The organism is Bradyrhizobium sp. Ken51, from assembly GCF_055807435.1.
The window spans coordinates 24,538-41,301 of the sequence record NZ_JBVVPB010000047.1 but is presented as its reverse complement, the minus strand read 5'-3'; the positions used below and the strand labels follow the sequence as shown (position 1 = coordinate 41,301).

Genomic DNA, 16,764 nt, shown 5'->3' with positions numbered 1-16,764 from the left:
TCGACGACTGGGTCGCCGCGGATGACGAGGGCTATGCTGCGATCGCCTGCAAATATGCGGCGCAGCCGGCGCATCTGACGAAGTTGCGCGCGGAGTTGCCGGCTCGGATCGCAGCCTCCCCCGCGGGAAATGTCGAGACCTACACGCGCGAGGTCGAAGCGGCTTACCGCCGGTTCTGGCGCGACTATTGTGCCGCGGCCTCGGAAGGCGGCGAGGGCGCCTGACTCTGCCTGCAGGCCCCAAATTGCGAGGGCAGGTTAGTCCTCCGGAAACCATGCGCCGGCGCGCGACCGTGCCGGTTCATGGCTCCGAAAGCTATGTCTGGGCATATGGCGCCAAAAGGGTGCGCCAATGCTCGGTTTCGTCTTCGGCTTGAACGCCCGGCTCGGGCGATTGCATTTCTTCCTCGCCACGGTCGCGCTTGCGATCGTGATGACGGCGATCTGCTTTGCAATCGCAATGGCCGTGCTGAACAACACCTCGCCCGTCGCGATCCGACCTGAAGACCTCACCAAGAGTTGGGCGATGCTCGCCGCGATCGTCTTCTTCGGAGTTGCGACGTTCACGCTGCAATCGATGCGCATTCGCGACATCGGCTGGGATCCGGTCTGCGTGGTGCCTGCCTGGTTCGCACTCATGATCGTCGACCATGTCGTCGCGGGCCGGTTTCCGGCTTGGGCGATCGGGCAGCAACACCAGGCAACGGCGGTCGGCGCGCTGATCAACCTCGCGCTGATGCTCGCGCTCGTGTTCTGGCCGAGCGGCGACAGCGAAGGCTCCTACGGCGCTCCCGTCCCGCCGCGCACGCGCGCGATCAAGCCTTCGCTATCGAACGAGCGCCTCGCGCGGGTGTCGCAGGGATCGTCTCGCTCGAACTGGAGCTAGACGGCCGGCTTCCGGAAACGTTCTAGACGAACGGCAGCTTGATGTTGCTGCGTTTCTCCAGCCATTCCGGCACGGGAAGGCTCTTGGCGCGCATGAAGTCGGCGTTGAACAGCTTCGACTGGTAACGGCTGCCGGAATCGCAGAGCACGGTGACGATCGTCTTGCCGGGCCCGAGCTGTTTTGCGAGACGCATCGCGCCGGCAACGTTGATGCCGGTCGAGCCGCCGAGGCAGAGGCCTTCGTGCTGGAGCAGTTCGTAGATCACCGTCACCGCTTCGGCATCGGGAATGAGATAGGCGTCATCGACCTTTGCGCTCTCGACGATTGCGGTCGCCCGGTTGAGGCCGATGCCCTCGGTGATCGAGCCGCCCGGCGTCGCCTTGGCATCGCCCGTTCTGAAGTATTCATACATGCCGGCGCCATGCGGATCTGCGCAGGCGATCCTGATGTCCTTGCTCTTCTCTTTCAGGAAGCGGCTGGTGCCGGCCAGCGTGCCGCCGCTGCCCACGGAGCAGACGAAACCGTCGATCTTGCCGCCGGTCTGTTCCCAGATCTCGGGCCCTGTGGACTCGTAATGCGCCTTCGCATTGTCGAGGTTGTTCCATTGGTCGGCAAACAGCACGCCGTTGGGCTCGGTCTTGCGCAACTCGTCGGCAAGACGGCGGCCGACATGCTGGTAGTTGTTCGGATTGGAATAGGGCAGGGCCGGCGATTCCAGCAGCTCGGCGCCGCACAGTTTCAGAAAATCCTTCTTCTCCTGGCTCTGCGTCTCCGGGATCACGATCAGCGTGCGGTAGCCGCGCGCGCTGGCCACGACAGCAAGGCCGATGCCGGTATTGCCGGCGGTCGATTCCACCACGAGACCGCCGGGCTTGAGCTCGCCGCGCTTCTCGGCCTCCAGGATCATCCATTTGCCGGCGCGATCCTTCACCGACTGGCCGGGATTCATGAACTCGGCCTTGCCCAGGATGGTGCAGCCGGTCAGTTCGGAAGCGCGCTTGAGCTTGATCAGCGGAGTGTTGCCGATGGCTTCGACAACGTCGTTTTTGATGGTCATCTCAGGGGAAATCACTGGCAAAGGGGTTGATCAGGTTGGCCAGAACCTAGTGCTTGCGCGGTCAAAGGGGAAGGCTTTTGCGCTGCGGCGAAACCGGCGAAAATGCCGGTAAGCAGTGAAAATTTGGAAGGAAAGATCGCCGATGCTGCTGCTGTGCTACGCCGCGGGATATCGCTAGGAGGATGTGGCCAGCCTCTGCCAAAACATGGAAGATAAGGGGCGTCGCCAGCATGCCTTCGCCATGGACGTGAGGCGTCGCGTCGGTTTCGAGCCGGGGCTGAAGCCGCATCGCGAGGGGTGCAGGCGGATTGAAGGGACTGGCGTCGGTGTGGCGGCAATATCACATGAAATCTTGGTAAGCTTGAACGCACTCTGAAATAGCCCTGAAATCGAAGAAAGTCCTGCAGGACAACACCCTTTTGCATTTTCTAAGTTTTGAGATCGCGGTGCTTTGGGGGCCATCTCGCAACTGCGGGACTGTCCCGCAGTTGCGCGCCCGGCTAGGATAGGCGTCAGGTTCCGCAGAAAGCATCACCGCTGTGAACGAGTTGTCCAAAGCCTCCCGACGGCCGCGCCGCGAATCGGTTACTCCCGCTGCGCGGTGGCGGCTCGATCTGCCCGGCGGGGGGTGTGTGTGACACAGGATGTTCCTGCGATCGCCGTGCGGCGGTCTCCAGGCGCCACGTCCCGGACGCGACGTGCGGCGCGCTGGTTTGCAGTCGCTTGCCTCGCCGCGGGTTCGGGCGCCTGCGTGCTGACGCAGGATCTTCCTGATCCCGCGCTCGATGTTCCCACGCAGTACAAATACGCGGGCAAGGCGGATGCGCCGCCATCGCTGGATTGGTGGCGCAGCTTCCGCTCCGCGGAGCTGACACAGCTGATGGAAGAGGCGCAGACCGTCAACCTCGACATTGCCGCCGCCGTTTCGCGCATCGTCCAGGCCGACGCGCAGGCGCGGCAGGCGGGTGCGGCGCTGCTGCCGAGCCTTTCCGGCACCGGGCAGGAGGCCTATTCGCGCACCTCCGGCTCCTCCGCCTCGGGGCTCACCAATGGCGGCCGTGAGGTCGTCAACTACCAGGCTTCGCTGAGCGCGAGCTACCAGCTCGATTTCTGGGGGCAGAATCGGGACGCCTTGCAAACGGCGGAAGAGACGGCAAATGCCACCCGCTTCGATCGCGACGTCGTTGCGCTGACCACGCTTGCAGGCGTCGCTAACGCTTACTTCCAGGTGCTGGCCTCGCAGGATCGCATCCGGACCTCACAGCGCAACATCGCGAGCGCGCAACGCATCCTCGATGCCGTCAGGGAACGGCGCAAGGCCGGCACCGGCACCGATCTCGACGTCGCCCAGCAGGAGAGCGTGCTCGCAAACCAGAAGGCACTGGTGCCGCCGCTGCGCCAGACGCTCGACCAGAACGTCAATGCGCTTGCAGTCCTGGTGTCGCGGCCGCCGGAGAGCGTGCGCGTGCTCGGGGGCTCGCTGAACCGGATCGCGATTCCCCGCGTGACGCCCGGCCTGCCGTCGGAGCTCCTGACACAGCGGCCCGACATTCGGCGGCAGGAGGCACAACTTGCTTCCGCCACTGCGAATATCGGCAACGCTCGCGCGCAGTTCTTTCCGACCATCCAGCTCACCGGTAATGGCGGCTATCAGAGCGCGGCCCTGGTCTCGCTGTTCCAGCCGCATGCGGCGTTCTTCCAGCTCGTCGGCAGCGCGACGCAGCCGATCTTCGACGGCGGCAGGATCCTCGGCAATTTCGAATTCGCCAAGGCGCGGCAGGACGAACTGCTGCAGACCTACCGCAAGACCATCATCCAGTCCTTCGCCGATGTCGACAATGCGCTGTTCTCGATCAAGCAGACCACGATCAGGCTGCAATTGCAGCGTGACGTCCTCAATGCCTCCCGCCGCGCCTTCGATCTCTCCGAGCAGCAATTGCGCGCCGGCACCGCCGACATCGTCACCGTGCTCAATACGCAACTGACCCTGTTCCAGGCGGAAGACGCGCTGTCGCAGGCGCAACTTGCCCGCCTTCTTGCTATCGTCAGCCTGTATCAGGCGCTCGGCGGCGGCTGGGAGCCGAGGATGGAGAAACCGGTCAATGCTCTTTAAGCCGGATACGAAGCAAGGCGCGAAGGAGGGAACGGCGAAGAAGTCGCGCGGGCGCGGCTTCGTCATGACCCTGATCACGCTGGCGATCCTCGGCGGGCTTGGCTACTACGGCTGGACCACCTGGCACCAGCAGCCGCAGCAGGCGAACGGCCGCAACCAGCGGCCCGATCTGCCGGTGCCGGTGCTGGCGGCGACGCCCCGCATTCAGGACGTTCCCGTTTATCTCGACGGCGTCGGCGCGATCCGCGCACTCAACACCGTGACCGTCCGCTCGCAGGTCGACGGCAAGCTGATCGCGGTCAATTTCACCGAAGGACAGGACGTCAAGAAGGGTGACGTGGTCGGCGAGATCGACCCGGCGCTCTACCAGGCGACGTACGATCAGGCCGTTGCCAAGAAGGCGCAGGACCAGGCCCAGCTCGCCAACCAGCGTATCGACCTCACGCGCTACGAGCAGTTAGCTGCCTCCAATGCCGGATCCAAGCAGCAGGCCGACACCCAGCGCGCGCTGGTCGCGCAGACGGAGGCGCTGGTCAAGGCCGACCAGGCCGCGATCGACAATGCGGCGGCGACGCTGAGCTACACCAAGATCGTGGCGCCGATCTCGGGCCGCGCCGGCCTGCGCCAGGTCGATCAGGGCAACATCATCCACGCCTCCGACACCACCGGCCTCGTGGTGATCACGCAATTGCAGCCGATCGCGGTGTGGTTCAGCCTGCCGCAGCAGCAGATCATGCGCGTCAACGCCGCCGCGTCGAAGGGCACGCTCGCCGTCGACGTCTTCGGCAATGACGGCCTCACCGTGATCGACACCGGCAAGCTCACCGGCATAGACAACCAGGTCGACCAGACCACCGGCACGCTCAGGCTCAAGGCCGAATTCCCCAACGCTCATTACCAGCTCTGGCCGGGCCAGTTCGTCAATGTCCGCCTCAAGGTCGAGACCTTGACGCAGGCGCTGGTGGTGCCGACCTCGGCCGTGCAGCGCGGACCGATCGGCACCTTCAGCTATGTCATCGGCGAGGATAACATCGTCTCGGCCAAGCCGGTGACGGTGACGCAGCAGAACGAGCATGACGCCGTGATCGCCAGCGGCCTGTCGGCGACCGACAAGGTCGTCACCACCGGCTTTGCTAATTTGTCTGACGGTTCCAAGGTGGTCATCGGCCGCGACGACCAGACCCCTTCGGCCGATCTCGCGCCGCGCAAGCGCTCGCGCGGGCCGGATGGTCAGAAGAAGGAGGGCGCAAAAGACGGCCAGAAGGACGGACAAGATAAGGACGGCGAGTTCCGCGCCAAACGCAAGAGCAGCGAAGGCGACCAGAAGGGCCAGACCGGACCGGCACCAGGGCCGGGTGCATCGGGAAGTGGAGCCAAGCAGCCATGATCCCGACAACAGCCGCCTGAGCGGCAGGCGTATCCCATGGGCGTCTCCGAACCCTTCATCCGACGGCCGATCGCGACCTCGTTGCTCGGCATCGCGCTTCTGATCGGCGGGCTGCTCGGCTATTTCGCGCTGCCGGTGTCGGCGCTGCCGCAGGTCGATTTCCCGACCGTGCAGGTGACGACCCAATTGCCCGGCGCGAGCCCCGACGTGATCGCCTCGCTGATCACCGCGCCGCTGGAGCGGCAACTCGGCCAGATCCCGTCGCTATCGGCGATGAACTCGACGAGCTCGTTCGGCGTCAGCCAGATCTCGCTCCAGTTCGATCTCAACCGCGACATCGACGGCGCGACCCAGGACGTCCAGGCCGCGATCAATGCAGCGGCCGGCGTGCTGCCGAAGACGCTGCCTTATCCGCCGACCTACGCCAAGGTGAACCCGGCCGATGCGCCGGTGATGACATTGGCGCTGCGCTCCGACACGATCTCGTTGCGGGCGATGAGCGACATCGCCGACACGCTTCTGGCGCAGCGGCTGAGCCAGATTTCCGGCGTCGGGCGCGTCTCTGTGCTCGGCGGACTGAAGCCGGCCGTCCGCATCCAGGCGGATCTCGCGCGGCTCGCTGCCTATGGCATCGCCATGGAAGACCTGCGCACCGCGATTGCCAATGCCAACGTGTCGGGGCCGAAAGGCTCGCTCGACGGCGCGCAGCAATCCTACATCATCGCCGCCAACGACCAGATCGCCGCCGCCGACGCCTACAAGCCTGTCATCATCGCCTACCGCAACGGCTCGCCGGTTACGATTGCCGACGTCGCCCAGATCGTCGACGGCCTCGAGAACGACCGCACCGGCGGCTGGTACCAGGGCTCGCCCGCCGTCATCATCGACGTCCAGCGTCAGCCCGGCGCCAATGTGATCGACGTCGTCAGCCAGATCCGCGCGGAAATCCCAAAGGTCCAGCGCGCTATTCCGGCCGGCGTGAACCTGACCATCGTCTCCGACCGCACCGTCACCATCCGCGCCTCAGTCCGCGACGTGCAGTTCACGCTGATCCTGAGCGTCGTGCTGGTGACGCTGGTGGTGCTGCTGTTCCTGCGTTCGCTGCGCGCCACGCTGATCGCCGGCGTGGCATTGCCGCTGTCGCTGATCACCAGCTTCGGCATCATGTATTTCGCCGGTTTCAGCCTCGACAATCTGTCGCTGATGGCGCTCACCATCGGCACCGGCTTCGTCGTCGACGACGCCATCGTGATGATCGAGAACATCGTCCGCCACATGGAAAACGGCGACAGCGCGATGGAGGCTTCGCTGAAGGGCGCCAGCGAGATCGGCTTCACCGTGATCTCGCTGACGGTGTCGCTGATCGCGGTGTTCATCCCGCTGCTGTTCATGTCGGGCCTCGTGGGCCGCATGTTCCGCGAATTCGCGCTGACGCTGACGATCGCGGTCGTGACCTCCGCCGTGGTCTCGCTGACGCTGACGCCGATGATGTGCTCGCGTCTACTGAAGCATGCCCATGAAGAGCTGGCAGTGCCGGGTCTTGCCGCAGTCAGCCGCTTCATCGACCGCACCGTCGAGTTCTATCACCGCACGCTGCTCTGGGTGCTGGAGCGCCAGCGCGCGACGCTGGTCGTGACCTTCGCCACGCTGATTGCGACGCTGGCGCTCTATGTCGTGGCGCCAAAGGGCTTCCTGCCGCTGCAGGACACCGCCTCGATTACGGCGGTGACGGAAGCCGGTCCCGACGTCTCGTTCGCGGAGATGCAGAAGCGGCAGGCCGCGGCGGCCGACGCCATCAAGGCCGACCCCGATGTAACAGGCGTGGTCTCTGTGATCGGTGCAGGCTCGGTCAATCCGACCACCAATGTCGGCCGTCTTGTCATGACGCTGAAACCGCGAGGCGAGCGGCGCGACGATGTCAGCATCGTCATCAACCGGCTGAAGGAGCGGGTGGCCGCCATCCCCGGCATGACGGTCTACTTCCAGCCGGTGCAGGACGTGCAGATCTCGACCCAGTCGAGCCGCTCGCAATATCAGTACACGCTGACCGGCACCGACGCCGCGCTTGTGTCGGAATGGGCGCGCAAGCTGGTTGCCGAGATGCGGCGCGATCCGCTGTTCCGCGACGTCTCCTCGGAGGCGCAGGAAGGCGGTCTCCGGGCGCAGCTCACGGTCGACCGTACCCGCGCCGGCCAGCTCGGCGTCAGCCTTCAGGGCATCACCGACACGCTCAACGACGCCTTCGCGCAGCGCCAGATCTCGACCATCTACGGCCAGGCCAACCAGTACCGCGTGGTGCTGGAAGCACTGCCGATGTACCAGCGCGATCCTTCGATCCTGTCGAAGCTTTATCTGCCGGGCGCCGCGAGCGCGACCGCCGGCGCGCCCAACGCACAGGTGCCGCTCTCCGCCGTGGCGACGCTGACGCGCACCACCGCGCCGCTGGCGATTTCGCACCAGGCGCAATTCCCGTCGATCTCGCTCAGCTTCAACCTCGCGCCGGGCGCGGCGCTCGGCGATGCCGTCGAGGCTGTGAAGACCATCGAGACCCGGATCGGGATGCCCAACAGCATCGTTGGCGTCTATGCCGGCGACGCCGCCGAATTCGCCAAGGCGCTCGCCGGCCAGCCCTGGCTGCTGCTGGCCGCGGTGATCACGATCTATATCGTGCTCGGCGTGCTCTACGAGAGCTACATCCATCCGATCACGATCCTCTCGACACTGCCTTCGGCCGGCGTCGGCGCCATCCTGGCGCTGATGCTGTGCGGGCAGGATCTCTCGGTGATCGGGCTGATCGGCATCATCCTGCTGATGGGCATCGTCAAGAAGAACGCGATCATGATGATCGACTTCGCTCTGGACGCGGAGCGCAATCAGGGCATGCCGCCGCATGAGGCGATCGTGCAGGCTTGTCTCCTGCGCTTCCGCCCGATCATGATGACGACGCTGGCCGCGCTGTTCGGCGCGCTGCCGCTGGCGATCGAGAGCGGCACCGGCGCCGAGCTGCGCTTCCCCCTCGGCATCTCCATCATCGGCGGCCTGCTGCTCAGCCAATTGCTCACGCTCTACACCACGCCGGTAATCTACCTCGCACTCGACCGCATCAACCGCCGCCTCGAACAGGCGCTGCCGCCGGCGGAATCCGGCGGGCCACCCGTCGCGGGCGCGACCGAGGGGATGCAGTGATGGCATCGATCTCGGAGCCCTTCATCCGGCGCCCGGTCGCGACCACGCTGCTGTCGATCGGGTTGTTCCTGCTGGGCATCGTGGCCTACGAGTTCCTCCCCGTCGCCTCGGTCCCGAACGTCGATTTCCCCGCCATCTTCGTTTCCGCCAGCCGTCCCGGCGCCGATCCGTCCGTGATGGCCGCCACGGTCGCCTCGCCATTGGAGCGGCGGCTTGGCGAGATATCGGGCATCAACCAGATCACCTCGACCTCGTCGCTCGGCACGACCAACATCCAGCTCCAGTTCGACATCGGCCGCAACATCGACAAGGCCGCGCGCGACGTGCAGGCGGCGATCAACGCATCGCTGGTCGATCTGCCGAGCGATTTGCCGACGCTGCCGCGGTTCCGCAAGGCCAACACTGCCGGCGCTCCCGTATTCGTGCTGGCGCTGACCTCGAAGACGCTGTCGGCGAGCGCGATTTACGACGTCGCCGATACGGTTCTGGCGCAGCGCATCTCGCAGGTGCCGGGCGTCGGCGACGTTACCGTGAGCGGCGCCGATCAGCCGGCGGTGCGGGTGCAGCTCAACCCCGTCGCGCTGTCCAACGCCGGCATTGCCACCGACGACGTGCGGACCGCGATCATCAACGCCAACCCGCTCGGCCCCGTCGGCATCTTCAACGGCGAGCGCCAGAGCGAAACGCTGGCCCTCAACAGGCAGATGCGGACCGCGAAAGAGTTCCGCGATATCGTCATCAAAAGCGCGAACGGCAATTTCGTCCGGCTGGCCGACGTCGCCGACATCGAGGACTCCGTCCGCAACGCCCGTTCCATCGCCTGGTTCAACAAGCAGCCGGCGGTGCTGATCCAGATCACCAAGCAAGGCGACGCCAACGTCATCGACACCGTCGACCGGGTGAAGGCGCTCATCCCCGCGCTGAAGCAGTGGATCCCGGCCGGCGTCGATATCTCCACTTTGGTCGACCGCACCAGTACGATCCGCGCCAGCGTGCTCGACATGCAGTGGACCTTGTTCGCGACCGCCATTCTCGTGATGGTCGTCGTGTTCGTATTCCTGCGGCGGCTCACGCCGACGATCGCGGCCGGAATCTCCGTGCCGCTGGCGTTGGCCGGAACCTGCGCCGGCATGTGGGTCGCCGGCTTCTCGATCGACAATCTGTCGCTGATGGCGCTGGCGATCTCCGTCGGCTTCGTGGTCGACGACGCCATCGTCATGATCGAGAACATGTACCGCAATCTCGAGCAGGGCATGCGCCCGCTCCAGGCGGCGTTGGACGGCGCCCGGCAGATCGGCTTCACCGTGGTGTCGATCAGCCTGTCGCTGATCGCGGCCTTCACGCCACTGATCTTCATGGACGGCATCGTCGGCCGGCTGCTGCGCGAGTTCTCGCTGACGCTGACCTTCGCCATCCTGGTCTCGACCCTGGTGTCGCTCACGGTGACGCCGATGATCTGCGCGCATTACATCCGGCAGACCACGTCCGGCACGGCGACCCTGTTCGACCGGATCATCGAGGGCTCGCTGTCGCGCATCGTCGCTTTCTACACCCGCACCTTGCGCACCGTGCTGGAATATCCGCTGCTGACGCTGCTGGTGTTCTTCGCCACCATTGCGTTGACGGTGACGCTCTACATCAAGGTGCCGAAGGGCTATTTCCCGACCGACGATTCCGGCTTCGTCATCGGCGCGACACGTGCCTCGGCCGACATCTCGTTCCAGTCGATGCTGAGCCTGCAGCAGCGGCTCGCCGACATCGTGATGCAGGATCCGGCGGTGGCCGGCATCGGCTCCACCGTCGGCAGCGGCGGCGGGCCGGGCGGCGCGACCTCCAATCGCGGCACCATGTTCATCAGCCTGAAGCCGCCGGAGCAGCGCGACCACGTCTCGACCCAGGTGGTGATCGACCGCCTCAGGCGGGCGTTATACCCGGTGCCCGGCATCCGCCTGTTCATGTTCGCCGCCCAGGACGTGCGCGCCGGCGGACGGCAGAGCGATTCCGACTACCAGTACACGCTGACCAGCACCGACCTCGGCCTGTTGCAGAAGTGGGCGCCGATCGTGGCTAAGCGCATGGAGAGCGTCGAGGGCATCACCGACATCTCCAGCGACCGCGATCCCGGCGGGCTTCAACTGACCTTATCGATCGACCGCCAGAAGGCCTCGGCACTCGGCGTCCGCGTCCAGGATATCGACAACGCACTCAACAACGCGTTCTCGCAGCGGCAGATCGGGATCATCTACACCCAGCGCAACCAGTACATGACCGTGCTGGAGATCGACCCGAAATTCCAGGTCGACCCATCCAACCTCGATCGCATCTATGTCGCCGGAGCGGGCGATGCGCAGGTGCCGCTGTCGGCCGTGGTGCATGCGACGCGCGGGCTCGCCGCGCTCGCAGTCTATCATTCGCAGTCGTTCCCATCGACCACGGTGTCGTTCAATCTGTTGCCGGACGTGCAGATCCAGGCCGCAACGCAGAACATCCAGCGCGCGGTCGAGGAGCTGCACATGCCGGAGGGCATCCGCGGCAGTTTTGACGGCAATGCCGGCGATTTCGCCAAGACCAGCGGCCGCCAGCCGCTCCTGATCCTCGGCGCGCTGGTGGCGATGTATATCGTGCTCGGCGTGCTCTACGAGAGCCTCGCCCATCCGCTCACGATCATATCGACGCTGCCCTCGGCAGGCCTCGGCGCGCTGCTGGCCTTGCAGCTCACCAACACGCCGTTAACGGTGATCGCCTTCGTCGGCATCATCCTGTTGATCGGCATCGTCAAGAAGAACGGCATCATGATGGTGGATTTCGCGCTCGATGCCGAGCGCCAGCGCGGCCTGTCGTCGGCGGAGGCGATCTTCGAGGCCTGCCAGGCGCGCTTCCGCCCGATCCTGATGACGACCATGGCGGCGCTGTTCGCCGGCATTCCGCTTGTGGTCGCGACCGGCCCCGGCACGGAGCTGCGCCGTCCGCTCGGCATCACCATCATCGGCGGGCTGTTCGTCTCGCAGATCCTGACGCTCTACACCACGCCCGTGATCTACCTGCTGATCGACCGCCTGCGGCGGCGCCGCGAGCCGCGCCCGCTGGCCGCGCCGGCGGAATAGGCGGGTTGTTGAACCGCCGTGCAGAGCGTATAGCGGCGACCATGTCGAACCCCACCGCCGCCGCGCCGGCCGATCCGATCCCCGAATGCCCGTACTGCCAGAAGCCGATGCCGCTGTGCATCTGCGACAGCGTCACGCCGATCAAGAACCGGCTCTCGCTCCTGATACTTCAGCATCCGCAGGAGCAGGACAGGGCGCTCGGTACCGCCCGGCTGCTTGCGAAGCATTTCGAAGGTGCCACGCTGCGGGTCGGCTTGTCCTGGCCGAGCCTGTCCAAGGCGCTGGCGCAGCCGATTGAGAACGCCTCGCACTGGGCCGTGCTCTATCTCGGCTCGGCGCACGCCGCCGATCTCGAGGCCGAGGGCGAAATCCTGGCGCTCAACCGCAAGGGCGAGGTCGCGGACAACCAGCGCGCGCTCCTCGGCAAGCTCGAAGGCGTAGTGCTGCTCGACGGCACCTGGAGCCAGGCCAAGGCGCTGTGGTGGCGCAACCCGTGGATGCTGAAATGCCAGCGCGTCATCCTCAACCCGGCCGCCCCGTCGCGCTACGGCCGCCTGCGCAAGGAGCCTCGGAAGGACGGATTGTCGACCATCGAGGCCGCAGCCACGATCCTCTCCGTTCTGGAGAAGCGCCCGGACATCGCCGAGACGCTGAATGCCAGTTTCGAACGGATGCTAACCCGCTACCGCGAGGTCCAGGTCGAGATGCCCGAACTGGCTCCGAAGCCTCCGGTGAAGGACCGCCGGCGCGGTGTCCGGCGGGGCAAGCGAGCCTGACTCCAGTCGGGGTTGCCTAAACCCGTGATCCCCTATATTGCTCCGCCCTCGTTGGGGCCACGTGGCGGAGTGGTTACGCGCCGGTCTGCAAAACCGTTTACTCGGGTTCGAGTCCCGACGTGGCCTCCATCACAAGCTCCTGATATCTCAGCAATATTCGATCGCATCGCGGCTGCCATCGGCCCGCGCGGGCGATACGCGCTGGCCGTGCACACCGGGTTTGCCCGGGGCCCGGCGGAAATCCGCCATTCAGCCCGCTGGCATAGTCTTCGCATCTGCGAAGTGATGCATCCCAACGATCGAGCGCTGGAGAGCACGTGAGCGAAATCGTCCGATTTGTCCCGAAATCCGAGCTGGAGCGGGCCCGCCTCATTCGCGAGGCCCGCGCGATCTATGACAGCATCTTTCCGCCGGCCGCACCCGACCAGGGGCCGCAGGACGGCGGCGAGCGCGTCAAGACCTGATAGCGGCCACGCCGGATTTCGCAGCGTAGCCGCCATAGCAAAACGCCCGCGGAGCGCGGGCGCATCGGCTCACGGTGAAATTGGCTTCAGCAGGCCGCGTACCAGCCGTCCGGAAAGGGCAGCAGGGGCCAGGCGCCCTCGTTGTCATTGGCAGCTTTGGGCTTCGCGTAATAGGTCCACGAGCGCGGCACGAAATCCTCCCCCGGCACGAACGCCAGATCCTCATGGACCATGGCGTCCTGGACGGCATCCAGCAGCAAGTTGAATTCGGCTTCGCTCATCACACCCTCCGGACCGCGGATGGCGCAATGTCGCAAAGCCGGTTTGTTTCCCGGTTGAGCCGATCGTTCGCATTTTAACGATCCGCCAATCGGGTCCCGATTGGTTAGCGAGTCATGAAATCCTCTTGGGGAGATTAGGTTCCTGCCGCGTGCCCGCAGTGTGAAGGAGGTCACATCTTCCGCTGTTTGTTTCTCCTACCCCTTTGCTCACCGGCCAATGCAGGCCGGCGGGCAGGGCAGACGGGAGACTGGTCATGAAGGCGAGGTTCTTGCGGTTTGCGGGTGTGAAAAGCCGGGCGCGTCGCGCCTCAACGGTCGGGCTGTTCCTGACGCTGTTTGCCTCCGCCGCCCACGCGCAGCAGGGAACGGCCGAGCAACGCCGGGCCTGTACCCCCGACGTCTACCGACTCTGTGCCGGCGAAATCCCCAACGTTCGCGCCATCACGGCCTGCCTGCGCCGTAACAGACCAAGCTTGAGTGAGGCTTGCCGCTCCGTGTTCGATCAGGCCGGCGGCTGACATACCGGCCCTGTGGGTTTGTGCGCAGCAAGTGGCTCGCGGGAGCTCGCGAATCCGGCATAGTCGGCCTGTGGATATGCCTGTGGTTATGCTGCGGACAGGCTGTGGACGGCAGTGATGTGGATGTCGGCCGCAGATGCGTCCTGCGAGTATCATATCTCTGTCAAATGACATCACCGAATGGTTCCCTGATCGGGCAGATCGCGGCGTTACGCAAGATCATGTGGTTCTTCCGAATTCGGAAATACATTCCGCGAGCGTCCCGCATTCACGAACAGTTTTTGGGCAGTCGCCTGCCCAAATCACGGGCTCCTCCATCCAATTTTTTGTACGCCCGCGGACAAGCTTTCCGGTCCGCTCTCCTCCTAGGCTCGCTTCCGAGATCTGGAACATGGCCATTGCCATGACAATTCGAAGGAGCTGGACATGGAAAGACCGGTATTGCCCCAGGCGTGGGGGAACGCGCGTGCATCGCTGTCTTGGCGCAAGGCCGCGCTCGGCGCTGCCGTCGCCTTCGGCGCGCTGGCAGCCGCGCCCCTGAGCGCGCAAGCTGCGGCGCCTGGGGCCTGCGCCGCGCTCCAGGACAAATATCCGGACTGGAAGGGCAAGACGCTGGTCAATGCCATCAATCCGCACACGCCGGGCTATGAGACCATCGATCCGAAGAACCCCAGCCAATATATCGGCTTCGACATCGATCTGGGCGAAGCCATCGGCGAATGCCTCGGCTTCAAGCTGACCTACAAGCCGGTGACGTTCGCGGCACTTCTGACCACGCTCGCCGCGGGACAGGCCGATATCGTCATTTCCGACATCTATGCTACCAAGGAGCGCGCCAAGGCCGCCGACTTCATCACCTATTCGAAAGTGTTTGACGGCGTGCTGGTCGCCAAGGGCAATCCGAAGGGCATCAACGGCATCAACATGTCGATGTGCGGCGCCGCTGCTGCCGAAAACACCGGCTATGTCGAGGTGCCCCTGATCCAGGCGCTGATGCCCGAGTGCAAGAAGGCCGGCAAGGCCGAGCCGACCATCCAGCTCTACGACAACAACGCCAACTGCATCCAGGCGATCCTCGCCGGTCGTGCCGACACCTATGTCAACGACGTCAACACCGTCGACAGCGCGGTCAAGGCCTATCCGGACAAGCTGGAGAAGGCGATCGCGGTGACGATCCCGTATTCCGTTGGCATCGCCGTCCCGAAGGACAAGCCGAAATTCCGCGACGCCGTGCTCGCCGCCCTGATCGAGGTGCAGAAGGCCGGCACGCATATGGAGCTTCTGAAGAAGCACGGGCTCGACGTGAACAATTTCAAGGAGCCTGACATTCTGACGGCTGACTGATGTCGCTGTTCCTCCATTACCTGAGCATGCCGTATCTGCTCGAGGGCATCGAGCTCACCCTCGAGGTGACTGCCCTCGGGCTCGGCGGCGGATTGATCCTCGGATTGATCCTCGCCGGCATGCAGCTCTCCCGCTTCTGGTTTCTGGCGGCGATCGCCAGGGCCTACACCGTGATCTTCCGCGGCACGCCGCTGATCCTGCAAATGGTGTTCGCCTACGACGCGCTTCCGCATATCGGCATCAAGCTGCCGGCGGTGCTGGCAGCCGGCCTTGCGCTGGCCTGCAACGAGGCGCCGTTCATCGCCGAGATGCTGCGTGCCGGCGTGCTCGGCGTCGATCGCGGGCAGGTGACGGCCGGCCAGGCGCTCGGCATGACGCCGCGGATTCTGATGTGGCGGGTGATCGCGCCGCAGGCGATCCGCACCATGATCCCGGCCTTCGGCAACGAGGCTGTGAGCGCGCTGAAGAACTCCTCGCTGGCCTCGGTGGTCGCGGTCCAGGAGCTGACGCTGCGCTCGACCCAGCTTGCGTCCTCGACCTTCGACTTCTTCTCGATCTTCTTCGCCTCGGGCCTGCTGTATCTGGTGCTGACCTTTGCCATCAGCATCATCCAGCTTTTCGTCGAATGGCTGCTCGATCTCGATCGCACCAAAGGTCGCCAGCGCAAGCTCGCCGATTATCTGCCCTGGCGCCGCGTCGATCTCGCCACCAAGCTCGAACTTGCCGCGGTCACGGCGCATGAGCCCGAACCCGTGCAGGCGCAGCCTGTCGACACGCCGCCGCGGGCGCTGACCCGCGAGGAGCGCACCCGGCGTGCGGCGACGATTTCGCGCAACAACATCGCGGTCGAGACCAGGGACCTCACCAAGAGCTACGGCGCGCAAAAGGTGCTCGGCGGCCTCGATCTCACGGTGCGTGTCGGCGAGGTCGTCGCGCTGCTCGGGCCCAGCGGCTCCGGCAAGAGCACGCTGCTCCGCTGCATCAATCATCTCGAAAGCTGGGACGGAGGCACCGTGCGTGTCGGCGGCCGGCGTCTCGGTTTTGACGACGACGGCAAGCTGCTGCCGCCACGCGCGATCGCCAATGAGCGGGCAAGCGTGGGCGTGGGCATGGTGTTCCAGCAATTCAACCTGTTCGCCCATCTCTCGGCCAAGGAGAACATCGCGGGTCCCTTGCGCTGGGTGCACGGCATGACCCGCATCGATGCCGATCGCCGCGCCGCCGAGCTGCTCGACCGGGTCGGGCTGTCGCACCGTGCCGACGCGCTGCCGCGGCATCTCTCCGGCGGCCAGCAGCAGCGCGTCGCAATCGCCCGAGCGCTCGCACCGAACCCCAGCGTGCTGCTCCTGGACGAGCCGACCTCGGCGCTCGATCCCGAGCTCGTCAGCGAGGTGCTGGAGGTGATCCGGCGGCTCGCCATCGATGACGGCCTCACCATGATCATCTCGACCCACCAGATCCGCTTCGCCGACGAGGTCGCCGACCGTGTCGCGTTCCTGAGCGGCGGCACGATCATCGAGGAGGGGCCCGCGCACGAGGTGCTCTCCAATCCCCGCAATCCGCTGACGGCACGTTTCCTCAGCGTGATGGAAGCCGACAAGACTCCGGAGGCGGTGCGATGAGAGCCGCACCCACACCGTTCAAGACCG

General features: G+C 65.2%; 13 protein-coding genes and 1 tRNA gene. 12 read left to right on the top strand and 2 right to left on the bottom strand.

Going from position 1 to position 16,764, the window contains the following annotated elements; all coding sequences use genetic code 11:
• Both AC0L27_RS37970 and AC0L27_RS37965 read left to right on the top strand, forming a co-directional pair.
• Nucleotides 1-224, top strand: a 224-nt coding sequence (locus AC0L27_RS37970) for a hypothetical protein (protein WP_473322915.1), incomplete at its 5' end; no start/stop codon positions are given.
• A gap of 127 nt (nucleotides 225-351) precedes the next feature.
• A complete protein-coding gene (locus tag AC0L27_RS37965) occupies nucleotides 352-885 on the top strand; it encodes a DUF805 domain-containing protein (RefSeq protein WP_354210341.1) in 534 nt (177 codons plus the stop codon).
• A 22-nt stretch (nucleotides 886-907) separates the two neighbouring features.
• Here AC0L27_RS37965 and AC0L27_RS37960 read toward each other — a convergent pair whose 3' ends face one another.
• Complete coding sequence (locus AC0L27_RS37960) at nucleotides 908-1,942, bottom strand: cysteine synthase A (protein ID WP_275172609.1); 1,035 nt, start codon at nucleotides 1,940-1,942, stop codon at nucleotides 908-910.
• A gap of 628 nt (nucleotides 1,943-2,570) precedes the next feature.
• Between AC0L27_RS37960 and AC0L27_RS37955 the strand changes: the two genes are divergently transcribed.
• The 7 genes from AC0L27_RS37955 to AC0L27_RS37925 all read left to right on the top strand — a co-directional run bounded on the left by AC0L27_RS37955 (nucleotide 2,571) and on the right by AC0L27_RS37925 (nucleotide 12,972).
• A complete protein-coding gene (locus AC0L27_RS37955; protein ID WP_354258357.1) occupies nucleotides 2,571-4,055 on the top strand; it encodes an efflux transporter outer membrane subunit in 1,485 nt (494 codons plus the stop codon).
• Nucleotides 4,045-5,442, top strand: coding sequence for an efflux RND transporter periplasmic adaptor subunit (locus AC0L27_RS37950; protein ID WP_354210339.1), 1,398 nt, complete (start codon nucleotides 4,045-4,047; stop codon nucleotides 5,440-5,442). Before AC0L27_RS37955 ends, AC0L27_RS37950 begins: the two co-directional genes overlap by 11 nt.
• 36 nt (nucleotides 5,443-5,478) lie before the next feature.
• Nucleotides 5,479-8,628, top strand: a complete 3,150-nt coding sequence (locus tag AC0L27_RS37945; protein ID WP_354210338.1) for an efflux RND transporter permease subunit — start codon at nucleotides 5,479-5,481, stop codon at nucleotides 8,626-8,628.
• Nucleotides 8,628-11,732: an efflux RND transporter permease subunit gene (locus tag AC0L27_RS37940; RefSeq protein ID WP_354210337.1), complete on the top strand. Its 3,105-nt coding sequence runs from the start codon at nucleotides 8,628-8,630 to the stop codon at nucleotides 11,730-11,732. Before AC0L27_RS37945 ends, AC0L27_RS37940 begins: the two co-directional genes overlap by 1 nt.
• Nucleotides 11,733-11,773: 41 nt before the next feature.
• The gene (locus AC0L27_RS37935) at nucleotides 11,774-12,508 is read left to right on the top strand and encodes a tRNA-uridine aminocarboxypropyltransferase (RefSeq protein ID WP_354059591.1); all 735 of its coding nucleotides are present in this window, start codon (nucleotides 11,774-11,776) and stop codon (nucleotides 12,506-12,508) included.
• A 55-nt stretch (nucleotides 12,509-12,563) separates the two neighbouring features.
• Nucleotides 12,564-12,637, top strand: a tRNA-Cys gene (locus AC0L27_RS37930).
• Nucleotides 12,638-12,825: 188 nt separating this feature from the next.
• The gene (locus AC0L27_RS37925) at nucleotides 12,826-12,972 is read left to right on the top strand and encodes a hypothetical protein (RefSeq protein ID WP_354059589.1); all 147 of its coding nucleotides are present in this window, start codon (nucleotides 12,826-12,828) and stop codon (nucleotides 12,970-12,972) included.
• Nucleotides 12,973-13,058: 86 nt separating this feature from the next.
• Here AC0L27_RS37925 and AC0L27_RS37920 read toward each other — a convergent pair whose 3' ends face one another.
• Complete coding sequence (locus AC0L27_RS37920) at nucleotides 13,059-13,253, bottom strand: hypothetical protein (protein WP_007591187.1); 195 nt, start codon at nucleotides 13,251-13,253, stop codon at nucleotides 13,059-13,061.
• Nucleotides 13,254-13,507: 254 nt separating this feature from the next.
• Between AC0L27_RS37920 and AC0L27_RS37915 the strand changes: the two genes are divergently transcribed.
• The 3 genes from AC0L27_RS37915 (at nucleotide 13,508) to AC0L27_RS37905 (ending at nucleotide 16,737) form a co-directional block, all read left to right on the top strand.
• Nucleotides 13,508-13,771: a hypothetical protein gene (locus AC0L27_RS37915; RefSeq protein WP_275172603.1), complete on the top strand. Its 264-nt coding sequence runs from the start codon at nucleotides 13,508-13,510 to the stop codon at nucleotides 13,769-13,771.
• 426 nt (nucleotides 13,772-14,197) lie between these two features.
• Nucleotides 14,198-15,115: an ABC transporter substrate-binding protein gene (locus tag AC0L27_RS37910; RefSeq protein WP_354210336.1), complete on the top strand. Its 918-nt coding sequence runs from the start codon at nucleotides 14,198-14,200 to the stop codon at nucleotides 15,113-15,115.
• Nucleotides 15,115-16,737, top strand: a complete 1,623-nt coding sequence (locus AC0L27_RS37905) for an amino acid ABC transporter permease/ATP-binding protein (protein WP_354258271.1) — start codon at nucleotides 15,115-15,117, stop codon at nucleotides 16,735-16,737. The genes AC0L27_RS37910 and AC0L27_RS37905 overlap by 1 nt, the downstream gene beginning before the upstream one ends.
• Nucleotides 16,738-16,764 lie beyond the last annotated feature (27 nt).

Coding starts and splice junctions, on each gene's coding strand:
- AC0L27_RS37965 (WP_354210341.1), top strand. CDS start 352: ATGCTCGGTTTCGTCTTCGGCTTGAACGCCCGGCTCGGGCGATTGCAT.
- AC0L27_RS37960 (WP_275172609.1), bottom strand. CDS start 1,942: ATGACCATCAAAAACGACGTTGTCGAAGCCATCGGCAACACTCCGCTG.
- AC0L27_RS37950 (WP_354210339.1), top strand. CDS start 4,045: ATGCTCTTTAAGCCGGATACGAAGCAAGGCGCGAAGGAGGGAACGGCG.
- AC0L27_RS37945 (WP_354210338.1), top strand. CDS start 5,479: ATGGGCGTCTCCGAACCCTTCATCCGACGGCCGATCGCGACCTCGTTG.
- AC0L27_RS37940 (WP_354210337.1), top strand. CDS start 8,628: ATGGCATCGATCTCGGAGCCCTTCATCCGGCGCCCGGTCGCGACCACG.
- AC0L27_RS37935 (WP_354059591.1), top strand. CDS start 11,774: ATGTCGAACCCCACCGCCGCCGCGCCGGCCGATCCGATCCCCGAATGC.
- AC0L27_RS37920 (WP_007591187.1), bottom strand. CDS start 13,253: ATGAGCGAAGCCGAATTCAACTTGCTGCTGGATGCCGTCCAGGACGCC.
- AC0L27_RS37915 (WP_275172603.1), top strand. CDS start 13,508: ATGAAGGCGAGGTTCTTGCGGTTTGCGGGTGTGAAAAGCCGGGCGCGT.
- AC0L27_RS37910 (WP_354210336.1), top strand. CDS start 14,198: ATGGAAAGACCGGTATTGCCCCAGGCGTGGGGGAACGCGCGTGCATCG.
- AC0L27_RS37905 (WP_354258271.1), top strand. CDS start 15,115: ATGTCGCTGTTCCTCCATTACCTGAGCATGCCGTATCTGCTCGAGGGC.